15 protein-coding genes are annotated in these 15,257 nt (G+C 65.9%); 7 read left to right on the top strand and 8 right to left on the bottom strand.

Annotated features, from left to right (window positions below; translation table 11 throughout):
* Positions 1-329: 329 nt before the first annotated feature.
* The gene (locus NWF24_RS18160; RefSeq protein ID WP_258349740.1) at positions 330-728 is read left to right on the top strand and encodes a nuclear transport factor 2 family protein; all 399 of its coding nucleotides are present in this window, start codon (positions 330-332) and stop codon (positions 726-728) included.
* 153 nt (positions 729-881) lie between these two features.
* Here the strand turns inward: NWF24_RS18160 and NWF24_RS18155 are convergent, their stop codons facing one another.
* Genes NWF24_RS18155 through NWF24_RS18140 form a run of 4 tightly spaced genes read right to left on the bottom strand, consistent with a single transcriptional unit; the run spans position 882 to position 3,921 of the window.
* Positions 882-1,484, bottom strand: coding sequence for a methyltransferase domain-containing protein (locus NWF24_RS18155; RefSeq protein WP_258349739.1), 603 nt, complete (start codon positions 1,482-1,484; stop codon positions 882-884).
* Positions 1,485-1,493: 9 nt separating this feature from the next.
* Complete coding sequence (locus tag NWF24_RS18150) at positions 1,494-2,252, bottom strand: PIG-L deacetylase family protein (protein WP_258349738.1); 759 nt, start codon at positions 2,250-2,252, stop codon at positions 1,494-1,496.
* Positions 2,240-3,250, bottom strand: a complete 1,011-nt coding sequence (locus tag NWF24_RS18145) for an acyl-CoA dehydrogenase (protein WP_258349737.1) — start codon at positions 3,248-3,250, stop codon at positions 2,240-2,242. The genes NWF24_RS18150 and NWF24_RS18145 overlap by 13 nt, the downstream gene beginning before the upstream one ends.
* A gap of 47 nt (positions 3,251-3,297) precedes the next feature.
* Positions 3,298-3,921: a Dps family protein gene (locus tag NWF24_RS18140; RefSeq protein ID WP_093172770.1), complete on the bottom strand. Its 624-nt coding sequence runs from the start codon at positions 3,919-3,921 to the stop codon at positions 3,298-3,300.
* 218 nt (positions 3,922-4,139) lie between these two features.
* Between NWF24_RS18140 and NWF24_RS18135 the strand changes: the two genes are divergently transcribed.
* Positions 4,140-4,856, top strand: coding sequence for a glycosyltransferase (locus tag NWF24_RS18135; protein ID WP_258349736.1), 717 nt, complete (start codon positions 4,140-4,142; stop codon positions 4,854-4,856).
* Positions 4,857-5,074: 218 nt separating this feature from the next.
* Here the strand turns inward: NWF24_RS18135 and NWF24_RS18130 are convergent, their stop codons facing one another.
* The 3 genes from NWF24_RS18130 to NWF24_RS18120 are packed head-to-tail and all read right to left on the bottom strand — an operon-like array spanning position 5,075 to position 8,883.
* The gene (locus tag NWF24_RS18130; RefSeq protein ID WP_258349735.1) at positions 5,075-6,469 is read right to left on the bottom strand and encodes a class II fumarate hydratase; all 1,395 of its coding nucleotides are present in this window, start codon (positions 6,467-6,469) and stop codon (positions 5,075-5,077) included.
* Positions 6,470-6,473: 4 nt separating this feature from the next.
* On the bottom strand, positions 6,474-7,463 hold the full coding sequence (locus NWF24_RS18125) for a tripartite tricarboxylate transporter substrate binding protein BugD (protein WP_258349734.1): 990 nt from the start codon (positions 7,461-7,463) through the stop codon (positions 6,474-6,476).
* 37 nt (positions 7,464-7,500) lie between these two features.
* Positions 7,501-8,883, bottom strand: a complete 1,383-nt coding sequence (locus NWF24_RS18120) for a class-II fumarase/aspartase family protein (RefSeq protein WP_258349733.1) — start codon at positions 8,881-8,883, stop codon at positions 7,501-7,503.
* A gap of 127 nt (positions 8,884-9,010) precedes the next feature.
* Here NWF24_RS18120 and NWF24_RS18115 point away from each other — a divergent pair, with 127 nt between their 5' ends.
* The gene (locus tag NWF24_RS18115) at positions 9,011-9,754 is read left to right on the top strand and encodes a GntR family transcriptional regulator (RefSeq protein WP_258349732.1); all 744 of its coding nucleotides are present in this window, start codon (positions 9,011-9,013) and stop codon (positions 9,752-9,754) included.
* Between the two features lie 71 nt (positions 9,755-9,825).
* On the opposite strand, the gene NWF24_RS18110 is transcribed toward NWF24_RS18115, so the two are convergent.
* On the bottom strand, positions 9,826-10,515 hold the full coding sequence (locus tag NWF24_RS18110) for a GntR family transcriptional regulator (RefSeq protein ID WP_258349731.1): 690 nt from the start codon (positions 10,513-10,515) through the stop codon (positions 9,826-9,828).
* Positions 10,516-10,622: 107 nt separating this feature from the next.
* Here NWF24_RS18110 and araD point away from each other — a divergent pair, with 107 nt between their 5' ends.
* Genes araD through NWF24_RS18090 form a run of 4 tightly spaced genes read left to right on the top strand, consistent with a single transcriptional unit; the run spans position 10,623 to position 15,254 of the window.
* Positions 10,623-12,350, top strand: a complete 1,728-nt coding sequence (araD, locus tag NWF24_RS18105) for an L-arabinonate dehydratase (RefSeq protein ID WP_258349730.1) — start codon at positions 10,623-10,625, stop codon at positions 12,348-12,350.
* Between the two features lie 43 nt (positions 12,351-12,393).
* Positions 12,394-13,104 (top strand): ribonuclease activity regulator RraA, encoded by a 711-nt coding sequence (locus NWF24_RS18100; protein WP_258349729.1) that lies wholly within the window; start codon positions 12,394-12,396, stop codon positions 13,102-13,104.
* A gap of 31 nt (positions 13,105-13,135) precedes the next feature.
* Positions 13,136-14,116, top strand: coding sequence for a Bug family tripartite tricarboxylate transporter substrate binding protein (locus tag NWF24_RS18095; RefSeq protein ID WP_093059025.1), 981 nt, complete (start codon positions 13,136-13,138; stop codon positions 14,114-14,116).
* A gap of 31 nt (positions 14,117-14,147) precedes the next feature.
* Positions 14,148-15,254, top strand: coding sequence for an SMP-30/gluconolactonase/LRE family protein (locus NWF24_RS18090; RefSeq protein WP_258349728.1), 1,107 nt, complete (start codon positions 14,148-14,150; stop codon positions 15,252-15,254).
* Positions 15,255-15,257: the final 3 nt, after the last annotated feature.

Genomic DNA, 15,257 nt, shown 5'->3' with positions numbered 1-15,257 from the left:
TTTCAATGAATTGCCGGAAATCCGGCGAAGGCTGGCTATCTGGGTCATCCAGACACGCGTGCAGCAAGCGCAGCCGAGGCGCTGAAGATTCTGGAGCAGCAGAACGCCAACTTTGATCTGGTCTTTTCGGATGTCGTGACCTTGGCCGGGAGTTCGAACTCCTGCACAAGCCCTATTCGGTTCGGGAACTCCAGGCGTTGTTCGACCGGGCGACGAAAACACCACCGCGATTTCGTAGGAAGTAGCTGACCGCAACTCTGCAGATGACCCTGCATCGCAGAATCCATGGTGACTCGATCGTTGCCTTCCCAAAGCATCAGGAGACGCCCATGCAAGACAACAGCCGCGAGCTCTTCGCTCTTGAAAAGAAATTCTGGCAGTCGATGGTGGACACCGACACGGACACGGCCATCGAGTTGTTGCATGAGCCAGCCTTCATGGTGAGCTCTCATGGCTCGATGAAGTTTGACCATGCTGGCTACCGAAAAATGGCAGAGCAAGGAACCATGGTCGTCAAATCGTTCTCGCTGAGCGAGATGGAGGCCACCTTCCCCAGCGATGGAGCCGCTGTCCTGAGCTACAAAGTCCATCAGATTCTGTCGCCGAGAGGAAAGTCCGAAAAGGTGGAGCAGCACATGACGGACACGTCGACGTGGATCCGTGACGGCGATGCCTGGCGATGTGTCATGCACACGGAAGCGCCCGCGCCAACGGCAAAGGGCGAATGACTTTCCGCTGCCAATGCGGGTGTTCTTCGAAGCAGCGAGAAGGACGATGGTCGGTTTTCGAGCCCTCGTCCACCGGCACTTCCGGTTGCCAGGCAAAAGGTAACTCGCCGAGCTGGAGCAGAGGGCTGCGATACCGGACAACGACGCCGCCGATTACCGGATGCCCTCCCGCTCAGCTACCGAGCGGCCATCGCGTGTCCAGACCTGGAGCACGAAATCGTCTTCCTCGTGGAACACCAGGCGTGCCAGGCCGAGCGAGGCCAGCGCGCCGTGTACTTCCTGCGTGGGAAGCCTGCGCTGTGCGAAATCAGGCCGCCAGTCGCAGGCCACCAGGGTGCCATCGGCCTCCAGAGTGTCCTGGCAGCGGGCGGCCAGCAGGTGCATGTCGTTGTGGTCGAGGAAGTAGCCCAGTTCGCTCAGCACGATGAGGTCGAAGCGGCCGGCCTCGCGCGGCCAGTCGGCAGGCAGCACGTGGTGTGCGACGTGCACGTTGGCGAGCCCGCCGGTGCGCTTGCGCGCAATGTCCACGGCATGCGCCGAGAAGTCACTTGCCAGCAGGTGGTCGCAGCGTTGCGAAAGGGCGAGCGTGAGTTCGCCGGTGCCGCAGCCGGGCTCGTAGCCGCTTCGGTAGCGCTCCTGCGGCAAGGCGGCCAGCAGCAGCGCCCGCTTGCGAGCCTCGTACCAGCGGTGGCGCAGCGCGTAGGGGTCTTCGCTGGCCGCGTAGAGCGATTCGAAATAGGGCCGCTGGTCATTCATTGCCGCTGCTCAAAGAAAGACCACCTCGAAGGGGCGCGCCGCGCGCTGGACGGTGGTGGCGCGAAGCACCGGGCCCGAGCCGGTGGACGCATCGCGCTGCAACTGGCTGGTGAAAGCCTTGACTGCCATGCGCTTGCGCCGCACGGCCTCTTCGCTCAGCGGAAGCCGAAAGGCGCGCTGCCAGGGCATGCGCGCATCGCCGGGGCGGGACCAGTGCCAGCCCCAGACGGGCACTTCCACCAGCCGGGCGCCCGTGCTTGCGGCCGCCAGCGCGCAGGCCTCGCCAGTCGCTTCGTGGTCGGGATGGCCGTCCTGGCGCCATGTGGTGAACACCACGTCACCGGGCCGGAGCAGGGACACGAGCTCGGCCGCGAGCAAGGCGCGCAGCCCCTTCAGGCCGCCGTCGGGCAGGCCCAGCCGTGCGGGCTCGATGGCCAGGCCCAGGCAGTGCAGTGCCTTTCGGCTCTCCCGCGGCCGGGTCCGCGCGAGCCGTTCGACGGGCCATTCGGTCGAGCCGCGGTGACTGGCAGTGCCGTCGGTGACGGCGATCACTTCAACGGGCCTGCCGCAGTCGGCCAATAGCGCGAGCAGGCCACCGACCGAGAGCACCTCGTCGTCGGGGTGGGGCGCGACGACCACGGCGCGTGCGCTTTGCGGAACCAGCTCTTGCGGCGCGATCGCGGGCAGGCGTGCAAGGCCGGGCCAGCGGCTCCACTCGATCTCGGTGGTGCCCTCGCCCCGAATGGCGCGGCGTGCTACAGCGCCCATGACGAAGGCTCCTCTTTCTCGTTCACGGCGAGCTGGCCGAGCGCCGCAAGATCGCGCTCGGCGTGGCTCTGGCGAAGGAACACGGGCAGGTCCGCCATCGCACGGGCGAAGTACGGGTCACGGCACAGCGGGCCGGCGCCGACCGCGCGGCCGGCGTGGTGCATGACGTCGTTGGCCGCCTGCTCGACGGCGAGGCGTGCGCGCAAGGCGATGCGCTGTGCGTTGTCTTCAGGGTGCCGGTCGATCCAGGCTGCGGCCTCTCGCAGTTGCGCAGCGGCCGCGGTCAAGGCCGCTTCGATGGCGCCAATGTGCGCGAGGCGATGGGCGTCTGGCGCCGGTCCCGCGCGCTGATGAACCGCGCGCGCAATGCCGAACGCGCCGCCGAACCAGCATGCCGCGATGCCGGCGCCACCCTGCCAGAAGCCGGCGCGGTTCACGTAGTCGCCGGGCCGCCCGATCTGCGTGGCCACCGCGCGGTCGAACCGCACATCGACACTGGCGCTCGCTGCCATGCCGACGGCATGCCAGCCATTGCTGGTCACACGTACGTTGGGCTGATCCATGGCCACAGCCGCAAGGCACGGTTCGCCGGCCGCGTTCCAGCAGCTCACGACGGCGTGGCTCACGCTTGCGGCGCCCGAGCACCAGGCCTTGGTGCCGGTCAGGCGAACGCGATGGCCCTCTGCCGCGTCGAGCACTACGCGCGCGTCGGGCGGCTCCGCGCACCAGGTGCCCCAGCGCGCACCCGCGGGTGCGGCCGACGCGGCGCCGAGTTCGGCGAGGATGGCGAGAGCATCGGTATGCCCTTCGAACAGCTTCACCAACGAAAGGTCATGGGCCGCCACATCGGCCAGCACACGCCAGCGCGCCAGGGTCTGGCCGGCGCCCGGTTTTGGAAGCACGTCGATACCCGCGTCGACCAGATGCTTCAGCGCGAGGTCGCAACCGTAGCGAAGCTGCAGTTGCCGCAAGGCATCGGCGAGCGCGGGTTCAGACATGTGAAGTAGTGGCTATCGCACGGAGCCTTTGGCACCACCGGTCGGCGTCAGGCAGTCACCGGCGAAGCGGCGACCAGGTGCTCGGTCAGAAACCACACCTGCAGTTCGTTGGTGCGAAGCACATTGCTGACGAACACGTCGTTGCTGCCGGCGTCGCCGGACTTGTCGACCTGCTCGGCCGCGTCGCGCGCCGAGATGATGATCTGCTCATGGGCTTCGGCCAGCCGGCGCAATTGCACGGCAGCCGGTTCGCGCCCGCGCGGCGGCCTGGCGATCTTGGTGGCTTCGGCGATGTCGGGCGCCATGGCGAGCGCAACGCCGCCAAGCAGCTGAATCCGTTCGGCAACGATGTCCACCAGCAGCACCTGGCCTTCGTAGTGCTGGTCGTACATGAGGTGCAACTGGTTGAAGGTCGGGCCCACTACCTGCCAGTGATGCTTCTTGTACATGTCGCGCAGCGTGATCGTGTCGGCCAGGCACTGGTTCAGCAGCGCCACGCTTTGCTTGCAGACCTTCTCCGACAGTCCGTTGGGGAGCTTGATGATTTCCCCGTACCGTTGCGTCTCGTGGCTCTGCTGATGCAGGTTGGGCTTTACTTCCTTCGCTGACGCCGGGGTTGGCGAAGTCGGCGAGCCTGCCGCCTTTGACTTGCCGTTCTTTGATGCTGCCATGGGTGCGCTCCTGAATTTGGAAGATCGACTTCTAGCACCCGTGCAGTGGCCCGCACGTAGTCCAGCCGCCCGCTTCGAGCGGCTGTTTTTCTTCGTCGGACCCGGATGTCTGTCGCCTACAGGCCCGCCGCGCTTCTCCTGACGTGGCGTGTGCGGGCGGCTCTCTATCTTCGGTGCTTGGCAGGCAATCCGATCTACAACGGCACGAGGGCTCGACCATGCTAGGTATCGTCATCCCGGCGCACAACGAAGAGCAACTCATCCGCGGATGCCTGTCTTCAGTGCGCATCGCATCGCAGCACCCCGCACTGATGGGAGAGCCCGTGGAGACGATCGTGGCGCTGGACGACTGCGCGGACGCCACAGGCATCCTGGCGTCCAGCTGTGGCGCCATGACCGTCACCATTCGCGCGCGAAATGTCGGAATGGCCCGGGCCGTGGGTGCGAAGGCTCTGCTGGCAAGGGGCGCGAGATGGCTGGCGTTCACCGATGCCGACACGCTGGTCTCCGAAGACTGGCTGGCGGCCCAACTATCTCTTCAGACAGACGTCGTATGCGGAACGGTGTCCGTGCTGGACTGGTCGCCTCACGGCCGCCATGCAGCGCTGCTCGAGGCACATTTCCAGGAGACCTATTTCGACTGCGAATCTCATCGCCATGTGCATGGCGCAAACCTTGGCGTCTCGGCGGCGGCGTATCTTCGTGTCGGCGGGTTCAGGCACCTCGCGTGCAGCGAGGACGTCGCCCTGGTGAATGCGCTGGTCGATGCCGGCTGCAGCGTTGCCTGGAGTTCACGGCCACGGGTCGTGACCAGCGCCCGCACCGATGCACGGGCGCGTGGCGGCTTTGCTGGCGCGCTCCTGAATGCCGTGGCGCAGCGCCTGGCCGAATCCGCAGGCGCCGCGATGCAACCGGCAATTGCCGCTGGCTTGTGACGCCATAGGCGATGCCGCGAGCGGCGAGATCGATGGTGGTTCCTTTGGCGCTTCCATGGTGTCTCCTACGTGGCGGATCATCGTCTCTTCGATCTCCGATCCGACGGACTTTTGAGACACCGACTTTGAACCCAAACGGGCTGCGAGTGAGCAGGACTCGTCCGACAGCCAGCATCCGAAAGATGCGGCCGCGGCTCGCACGCTCCCGCGCCAATGCGCTAGATTTTTCCTCTGGCCATGCGAAGCGGATCGACCAGGCGGTCGTACGCCTCAGCACTCAAGTAGCCCAGTTCGATGGCTGCCTCGCGTGGAGCAATGCGCCGCTCCACGGCGGTTCGCGTGATGCGCGCCACCTTGTCGTAGCCGAGCACCGGGTTGAGCGCCGTTACGGACAGCAACGCATTGCCCAGGTTCGATGCGAGGCGCTCGCGATCGATGTCCAGGCCGGCCACCAGCTTGTTCGCAAAGACGCGCGAGCTGTCCGCCAGCACACGCATGGACTGAAGCACGCTGTGGATCAGCACCGGCTTGGCCACGTTGAGTTCGAAGTTGCCCGAGGCGCCGGCCATCGTCGCCGTCACGTGATTTCCGACAACCTGCATGGCCGCCTGGGCCACCACCTCCGCGATGGTCGGGTTGCGCTTGCCGGGCATGATCGATGAGGTCAACCCGTCATCGGGCACCACCAGTTCGCCGATGCCGCAGCGCGGACCCGATCCCATCCAGCGGATGTCGTTGGCGATCTTCATCAGCGATGTTGCGATCACGTTCAAGGCCCCTGACAGCTCCACCAGCGCATCGTGGCCCGACATGCCCTCGAACTTGCACGGATGCGGCTTGAACTGGAGGCCCGTGAGCTTGTCGATCTCTTCGCAAAACAGAACGTCGAAATCCTGCGGCGCATTGAGTCCGGTTCCCGCCGCCGTACCGCCCTGGGCAACGACCAGGAGCCGCGGCAAGGCGTCCTGCAGTCGCGCAATTCCATTGCCCACCTGCCATGCGAACGCCTCGAACGCCTGGCCCATCGTCATCGGCACGGCATCCATCAGGTGCGTGCGCGCAACTTTGGCCGCATCGGCGAAGGCGCTCGCGCGTTCCGCCAGCGCGTCCTTCAGCACGACGAGCGAGGGGATCAGGCGTCCGGTCAACTCCATTGCGGCTGCGATGTGCATCACGGTCGGGAAGCTGTCGTTCGACGATTGCGATGCGTTCACATGGTCATTGGGATGCACCGGCGACTTCGTGCCGAGTGCCCGCCCGAGCAACTCGTTGGCGCGGTTCGCGATGACCTCGTTGGCATTCATGTTCGTCTGGGTCCCCGAACCGGTCTGCCAGATCGTGAGCGGGAAGTGATCGTCGAACAGGCCGCACGACAGCTCTTCAGCGGCGGCAATGATCTTTTCGGCCAGTGCCTCATCGAGTGCGCCGCAGCGTGCGTTGGCCCGCGCCGCCGCGATCTTCTGGAGTCCGAACGCGTGCAGCAGGCAGACGGGAAACCGCTCGGTGCCGATGTCGAACACGCCCGCGGCGCGTTGTGTCTGCGCACCCCAGTACCGGCCAGCCGGAATCTCGACCGGCCCGAATGCATCGTGCTCGATGCGCGTGGCAGTCATCGCATCAGTCCAGCGAGATGCTGGCCTTGGCTGCCACGGCCTTCCAGCGCGCCACCTCCGCTTCGGTGTGCTTGCCGAGCGCGGCGCCGGTGTATTGCTCCGGCGGCAGCATCTGTATGGCCTGCTCGGCCAGGCGGTCGGTGAACGCCTTGTCGCTCATCACTTTCAAGTAGGCCTGCTGCACCTTGTCGAGCACCGCCTGCGGCGTGCCCTTGGGCGCGTAGATGCCGTACCAGGTCGAAGCCTCGAAGCCCGGGAGCACGGTTTCGCTCAGCGTGGGCACGTCCTTCAGTTGGGCAAGCCTGACCTTGGACGTCACGGCCAGTGCGCGGACCTTGGCCTCCTTGATCTGCGGCATGGCCGTGTTGGTCTGGTCGAAGATGCCGTCGACCTGCCCACCGATCACGTCGATCAGCGCCGGCCCCGCGCCCTTGTACGGAACCTGCGAGATCCGGATGCCGGCCGAGGCGGCGAACAAGGCCGCGATGAGGTGCGAACTCGACCCGACGCCGGCATTGCTGATGAAGAGCTTGTCCGGGTTGGCCTTGCCGAAGTCGACCAGCGCCTTGATGTCCTTCGCTGGATGCTCCTTGCGCACCATCAGCACCAAGGGCGTATCAGGAAAACGGAACACCGGCGCGAAGTCCTTGACCGGGTCGTAGGCGAGCTTCTTGTAGAGGGCGGGCGCGGCGCCCATGTAGCCCATGTGCCCGACCAGCATGGTGTAGCCGTCGGCCGCGGCGCGCGATGCCTTCGCGGCTCCCACGGTGCCGCCGGCGCCCGGTGCGTTGTCGATGATGATCGGCTGGCCCAGTTCGCGTGCCACTCTCTCCGCCATGGCCCGCGCCAGGGCATCGGTGGGGCCGCCTGCCGCGAAAGGCACGATCCAGGTCACGGGTCGCGCCGGGTAGGTCTGGGCGCAGGCGCCGTGCGCGCCGACTGCCAACGTCGCTGCCAGCAGGGCGCGGGCGGCCAGCTTCTTGATGTCGATCATCTGTCTTGTCTCCTCGGGGTTGGTGATGGGTCGCGGCTCAGGCGGCGACTTCGGCGGACAGCGCGATGGCGCGGTCCACCATCTGCGGCGCGAGGCCGAGATAGTTGGCCGGATCGGTCATGCGGTCGATGGCCGCGCGGTCGAAGTGCTTCGTGACCTCGGGCAGCGCGGACAGGGCTTCGGCCAGCGTGCCGCCGTTCTCGTTGACGGCGCGGCAGGCGTCGTAGACCACGTCGTGCGCCTGCTGGCGGCCGATGTGCGGGGCCATGCCCATCATCACGGCCTCGGCCACGATCAGGCCGCGGCTGATGCCCAGGTTGTGCTTCATGCGTGCCTCGTCCACGATCAGGCCGCCCAGCGCGAACTTGGCCTGATGCAAGGCGCCCGAAGTCAGGATGAAGCTCTCGGGGATGGCGATCCATTCGGCATGCCAGGGACCCGTGGCGCGCTCGAAGTCCTGCACCATGGCATCGACCATCAGCCCGGCGTGCTGCCGCACCGCCTTGGAGGCCGCCAGCATCAGCTCGCTGGAGATCGGGTTGCGCTTCTGCGGCATCGTGCTCGATGCACCGCGCCCCTTGACGAAGGGTTCGTACACCTCGGCGAACTCCGTCGACGCCATGATCATGATGTCGAGCGCGATCTTGCCCAGCGAGCCCGTGACGAGCGCAAGCAGGTTCACAGCCTCCGCAAAGCCGTCGCGTGCCACGTGCCAGGTGGTGGCGGGCACGCCCAGTTTCAGTTCCTCGGCCATCGCCTTCTGCACTTCGAAGCCCTTGTCGCCGAGCGAGGCGAGCGTGCCCGCGGCACCGGCGAACTCGACCACCGCCACGCGCGGCCGAAGCTCGGCGATGCGCTGCTGGTGCCTGTCGAACATGGCCAGCCAGATCGCGACCTTGTAGCCGAAGGTCACGGGCAGCGCCTGCTGCAGATGAGTGCGGCCGGCCATCGGCGTGTCGCGGTGCTTTTTCGCGAGCGATGCCAGGATGCCTCGCAGTTCGCGGATGTCCACGTCGATGCTGTCGAGCGCGTCGCGCACCTGGAGCGCTACAGCGGTGTCCATGATGTCCTGGGTGGTCGCGCCCCAGTGCACGTAGCGGCCCGCCTCGCCGCACATCTCGACCAGCTGATGCACCAGCGGCAGGATGGGGTAGCCGACGATGTCGGTTTCCTCGCGCATGTGCTCGAAGTCGATGCGTTCGAGCTTCGATTCGCGCGCGATCACCTCGGCCGCCTCAACCGGAATCACGCCGACGCGCGCCTCGGCCCTGGCGAGCGCGATCTCGGCATCGATGTAGCGCTGGATCAACGCGCCGTCCGAGAAGAGCTGCCGCATCTTCTGCGTGCCGAACGCATCGCGGAACAGGATGGAGTCGACGACGGTACTGGCCATCGGAATCGAGGTGCGGGTGGTGTTCATGGGAGCCGTTGAAGGTGGAAGCTGCGAATGCAGATATGTTCGGACATATCCAACTTTAATATGTCCGAACATATTTGCCGAGTCGGGGTTTACCCTTGACGCCATGAATGCGATCCTTGAGGGCAACATGTCTTCGTCATCCAAGCCTCATCACCGCGACATCTCGCGCCACCTGACCGACGCCATCACGAGCGGTCATTTCGTCGTCGGCTCGCTGCTTCCGACCGAGCTCGAACTCTGCGAGCACTACAAGACCAGTCGGCACACCGTGCGGGCAGCGTTGGCCGAGCTTCAGCGCCTGGGCCTCGTGTCGCGCCGCAAGAACGTGGGAACGCGCGTCGAGGCGACCAGGCCGCGCGACACCTTTCGTCCCTCGCTCGCGTCGGTGGACGATCTGGTGCAGTTCGGCACCGAGCACTTGCGGCAGGTGCAATCGATCGAAGAGGTTGCCGTTGCTGCCGCGGTGGCGAAGGACCTGGGGTGTGCGCCCGGTGTGCGCTGGCTGCGTATCTCGAGCCTGCGCCTGGACGGCAATGGAGAGAGCGACCCCATCGGATGGACCGATGTGTATGTCGACCCCGCGTATTCGGAAATCGGGGCGCTCGTTCAGGAGTCGCCCGACACCCTCGTCAGCTCACTGATCGCCGAGCGCTACGGCCGGCAGATCGCCGAAATCCACCAGGATGTACGGGCCGACACCGTCAGGGACGCAGCGATGGCGAAGGCCCTGCGCATCGAGCAAGGTGCGGCTGCGCTGAAGATCGTGCGGCGCTACATGGATGCGGACGGGCAGACCTTCGAAGTGTCCGTGTCGGTCCATCCGGCCGACCGGTTCTCGGTGTCGATGCGATTGCACAGATCCGAGCCGTAGTCGCATCCAGCGCGTTGCGGTTCGACTTCTGAACGGGGGAGGGGCCTCGCCGAAGTCGAGCGTCCGAAGGTTCAGGCGAGCACGTAGTCGGGGTACTGCCGACAGATCTCGCTCACCGCGCTGAGCGTGCCTGACAGATGCTTGCGAAGCGCGGCCTGGGCGGCGGCCGGGTCCTGTGCCTCGATGGCGCGCACGATGGCGCGGTGGTCGCGCAGGATCGCCTCGGTCTTGCCTGCGGTAGGCAAGTGCAGGCGGCGCAGCCGGTCGACGTGTCCGGATACGCGGCCCACAAGATCCCAAAGGCCCAGCATGCCGCCGGCTTCGTACATCAGGCGATGGAATGCTCGATCGGCGTTGACGAAGTCACCGTAGCGCTGCGACGTTGCAAGTGCCGCCTGCTGGGCGATGACGCCTTTCATCTGCTCGACCAGTCCAGGGGACTCCTGCTGTGCCAACTGGTGCACCAGCTCCAGCTCGATGGACCGCCGCAGGAAGTGGGCTTCGCGCGCCGCTGCGATGTCGATGCGGCTGACCAGCGTCGCGTGCTGCGGAAACACATCCACCAGTGCTTCTTCGCTCAGACGCAGCAGCGCTTCGCGTACCGGCGTCTGGCTCACGCCGAAGCGGTCGGCCAGCTCTTGCCGCACCAGCACGGTACCGGGCGCGAGTTCCAGCGAGAGGATGGCCTCGCGCAGTTTTTCCAGCACCTGGGGCGCGGCCAGGCGGGTACGGTCGAGTCGAATTTTGGGAGGGGCACTCATCGCCGGCGATTGTGTCATTGACCCGACTGATATATTAATGTTTTAATTCCCGGCTTGCGATAGGCAAGGCGGCACTCATGGTGCAGCGCGCCCTGGAGACAACCCTGATGAAACGCCCCTACGAATCCCTTCGCAGCGCCCGCTGGTTCGCGCCCGACGACTTTCGCTCCTTCGGCCATCGCTCGCGCGTGCTGCAGATGGGCTACAGCTATGCCGACTGGATGGGCAAGCCCGTGATCGCCATCGTCAACACCTGGAGCGACGCCAACCAGTGCCACGCGCACTTCAAGCAACGCGTGGAGGACGTCAAGCGCGGCGTGCTGCAGGCGGGTGGATTCCCGCTCGAGCTCCCGGCCATTTCGCTTTCGGAAAGCATGGTCAAGCCCACCACCATGCTCTATCGCAACTTCCTCGCGATGGAAACGGAGGAGCTGCTGCGCAGCCACCCGATAGACGGCGCGGTGCTGATGGGAGGCTGCGACAAGACCACGCCCGGCCTCGTGATGGGCGCGCTCAGCATGGACATTCCCTTCATCTACCTGCCGGCCGGCCCCATGCTGCGCGGCAACTGGAAGGGCAAGGTGCTGGGTTCGGGCTCAGACGCCTTCAAGTATTGGGACGAGCGCCGCGCCGGCCGGTTGGGCGAGCAGGCCTGGGCCGAGATGGAGGCCGGCATCGCCCGCAGCCACGGCACCTGCATGACCATGGGAACGGCCGCCACCATGATGGGCATTGCCGAGGCGGTGGGCCTGAGCTTGCCGGGTGCCTCCAGCATTCCAGCGGCGGACGCCAACCACATCCGCATGAGCGCCGACTGCGGCCGCCGCATCGTCGAGATGGTGTGGGAAGACCTCACGCCCGCGAAGATGCTCACGCGCGCCAACTTCGAGAACGGCATCGCCTGCGCGATGGCCATGGGCTGCAGCACCAATGCCGTCGTGCACCTGATCGCGATGTCACGCCGCGCCGGCCACGCGGTGAGCCTGGACGACTTCGATGCCTTCAGCCGCCGCGTGCCCGTCATCGCCAACATCCGGCCCAGCGGCGAAACCTACCTGATGGAAGACTTCTTCTACGCTGGCGGCCTGCCGGCGATGCTGGAGCGCATCCGCGGCCACCTGCGGACCGACGCGCGCACCGTCAATGGCCGCACGCTCGGCGAGAACATCGAAGGCGCCGAGGTCTACGACGATGACGTCATCCGGCCGCTCGCCAACCCCATCTATGCCGAAGGCGCGCTGGCCGTCTTGCGCGGCAACCTGGCCCCCGACGGCGTGGTGATCAAGCCCAGCGCCTGCGCGCCGCACCTGCTGCAGCACAGCGGCCGTGCGCTGGTGTTCGACGACTACCCCGCGCTCAAGAAGGCTGTGGAAGACCCCGAGCTGGACGTGACGGGCGACGACATCCTCGTGCTGCGCAACGCCGGCCCGCGCGGCGCCGGCATGCCGGAGTGGGGCATGTTGCCGATTCCGACCAAGCTGCTGAAGCAGGGCGTGAAAGACATGCTGCGCCTGTCCGATGCACGCATGAGCGGCACCAGCTACGGCGGCTGCCTGCTGCACTGTTCGCCCGAGGCAGCCATCGGCGGGCCGCTCGCGCTGGTGCAGACCGGTGACCGCATCACCGTGGACGTGCCGGCGCGGCGCATCCACCTCGACATCAGCGACGAGGAACTCGCCCACCGCAAGGCCCGGTGGACGCCGCCGCCGCCGCGCTACGAGCGCGGCTATGGATGGATGTTCGGCCGCCACATCAAGCAGGCCAACGAAGGCTGCGACTTCGACTTCCTGGAGACCAGCTTCGGCAAGCCGGTCCCGGAGCCCGACATCTTCTGATCGGCCTTCCAACCCCAATTCATTTCGAGAACGGAGACGACACGTGAATCCCGCCACCCGCGAGCAGCTCATGAAGGTGAGCACCGCCACCCTGTGCACGGCCCTGTTCAAGCGCGGCCTGCGCAACCAGTTCATCCAGGACGTGCGGCCGCTCAACTCGGGCCTGCCCAACATGGTGGGCGAGGCCTTCACGCTGCGCTACATGCCGGCGCGCGAAGACCTGAACCCGATCAGCGTCTTCCTCGACCGCGACCATCCGCAGCGCAAGGCGGTGGAGCAGTGCCCCGAAGGCGCCGTGCTGGTCATCGACAGCCGCAAGGATGCGCGCGCCGCCTCGGCCGGCGGCATCCTGGTCACGCGGCTGATGAAGCGCGGCGTGGCCGGCGTGGTGACCGACGGCGGTTTCCGCGACAGCCCCGACATCGCGAAGCTCGGCTTTGCGGCCTACCACCATCGCCCCAGCGCGCCGACCAACCTCACGCTGCACCAGGCCATCGACATCAACGTGCCCATCGGCTGCGGCGATGCACCGGTGTTTCCGGGCGACGTGATCGTGGGCGATGCCGAAGGCGTGATCGTCATCCCGGCCCATATGGCCGACGAGGTCGCGGCCGAAGCTGTCGAGATGACGGTCTTCGAAGACTTCGTGCAGGAAAAGGTGCTCGAAGGCCGTTCCATCCTCGGCCTTTATCCGCCCACTGAAGAGCAAAGCCGCACTGACTTCGCAACCTGGCGCCAGGCCAAGGGCCGCTGAGCCCATCGATAAGAATCCAAGGAGACAAGACATGCGTTTCATCCGCCTCGCCGCGGCGCTGCTTTCGGCTGCGCTCGCCCCCGTTGTCGCATTGGCCCAGACCCCCGAATGGCCGGCCGCCAAGCCCATCGTCTACGTCGTGCCTTTCACCCCCGGCGGCTCCACCGACATCGTGGGCCGCACACTGGCCCAGAAGCTGGGCGAGAGTCTCAAGCAATCGGTGGTGGTCGACAACAAGCCCGGGCAGGCCGGCGGCATCGGCGCCGCCTACGTGGCCAGGGCCGCACCCGACGGCTACACGCTCTTCGGCGGGACCATCAGCACGCACGCAATCAACGCCAGCCTCTACAAGAAGCTGACCTACGACCCGATGAAGGACTTCGAGCCCGTCTCGCTGGTCGCGCGCCTGCCCAACGTGCTCATCGTCAACAGCCAACTCGGCGTGAACTCGGTGGCCGAACTGGTGGCCCTGCTGAAGAAGGACGAAAGCAAGCGCACCTTTGCCTCTTCCGGTGCCGGCACCTCGACGCATCTGGCCGGCGAGATGTTCGCCGACCTCATCGGCGTGAAGCTCACCCACGTGCCGTACAAGGGCACGCCGCCGGCCCTGACCGACGTGGCCGCAGGGCAGGTGCCCTTCATGTTCGACCAGGTGACGGCCGCGCTGCCACTGGTCAAGAGCGGCAAGCTCAAGCTGCTGGCCGTGACCACCGGCAAGCGCATCGCGCTGGTGCCCGAGCTGCCGACCATGATCGAGTCGGGCATTCCCGGCTTCGAGATGTCGTCGTGGCAGGCGGTGTATGCGCCCAAAGGCACGCCCAGGCCGATCGTGCAGCGCCTCAATGCCGAGATCGTGAAGGCGCTCAGGCAGCCAGACGTGCAGGCCAAGCTCTCGGACCAGCTGGCGATGGAGATCGTGGGCAGCACGCCCGAAGAACTGCGCGACTTCATGGCCAAGGAAATTCCGCGCTGGGCCGAGCTGGTGAAGAAGTCGGGCGCGGTGGCCGATTGAGTTTTCGCAACCACATGAGGAGACCTCTCTGATGCAGAACGAAATCAACCATCGACGACGCCAGTTGCTCAGGACGGCTGCGGGCGCCGGTGCCGTCGCGCTCAGCGGCCTGGCCGGCGCGCAAGCCTTTGATTTCAAGCCCAACCAGCGCTACCCCGATCCGTCCGTGATGATCCTCGACCCGAGCTTCGCCAAGTACCGGATCTACAGCAGCACGGTGGAGCAACTCGGTACCGGCATGCGTTGGGCCGAGGGCCCGGTCTACTTCCCGGAGCACAGTTACCTGCTCCTGAGCGACATCCCGAACAACCGGCTGATGAAGTACGACGAGAAGACCGGCAAGTTCTCCGTGCACAAGACCAACGTCAATTACGCCAATGGCAACACGCGCGATCGCCAGGGCAGGCTGATCACCTGCGAGCACTCGGTGACGCGGCGCGTGGTCCGCACCGAGAAGGACGGGCGCATGACGGTGCTGGCCGACAACTACGAAGGCAGACGCCTCAACGCGCCGAATGACGTCGTCGTCAAGTCGGACGACACCGTCTGGTTCACCGACCCCACCTTCGGCATCAATGGCGAGTGGGAAGGTTTCAAGGCCGTGCCGGAGCAGGCGACGACCAACGTGTACCGCATCGCGAAGGACGGCAAGCTCACCGCGGTGATCACCGATCTCGTCAATCCGAATGGCCTGGCGTTCTCGCCCGACGAGAAGAAGCTCTACGTCGTCGAATGGAAGGGAACGCCAAACCGCAGCATCTGGAGCTACGACGTATCACCGGACGGCACAGGCGTTTCGAACAAGACCAAGCTGATCGACGCCGACGGGCCGGGTTCCCTCGACGGCTTTCGCGTTGACCGCGACGGCAATCTCTGGTGCGGCTGGGGTTACTCGGGCGCGATTGCATCCGAGCCCACCGACATCGGTGGTGGCATGAAGGCCTACCTGCCGACAGGCAAGTCGGAAGAGATGGACGGCGTGAAGATCTTCAATTCGCAGGGCAAGCCCATCGGCTTCATCCGCCTGCCCGAACGCTGCCCGAATCTCGAATTCGGAGGCCCGAAGCGCAATCGCCTCTACATGGCGAGCAGCCATTCACTCTATGCGCTCTATGTCGAAGCCCACGGCGCCGTCTGAGGC

Origin of the sequence: Variovorax paradoxus (genome assembly GCF_024734665.1) — a bacterium.
GTDB lineage: Bacteria > Pseudomonadota > Gammaproteobacteria > Burkholderiales > Burkholderiaceae_C > Variovorax.
Note: the sequence above shows the minus strand (reverse complement) of the source record. Positions and strands in the feature narration are given on the sequence as shown.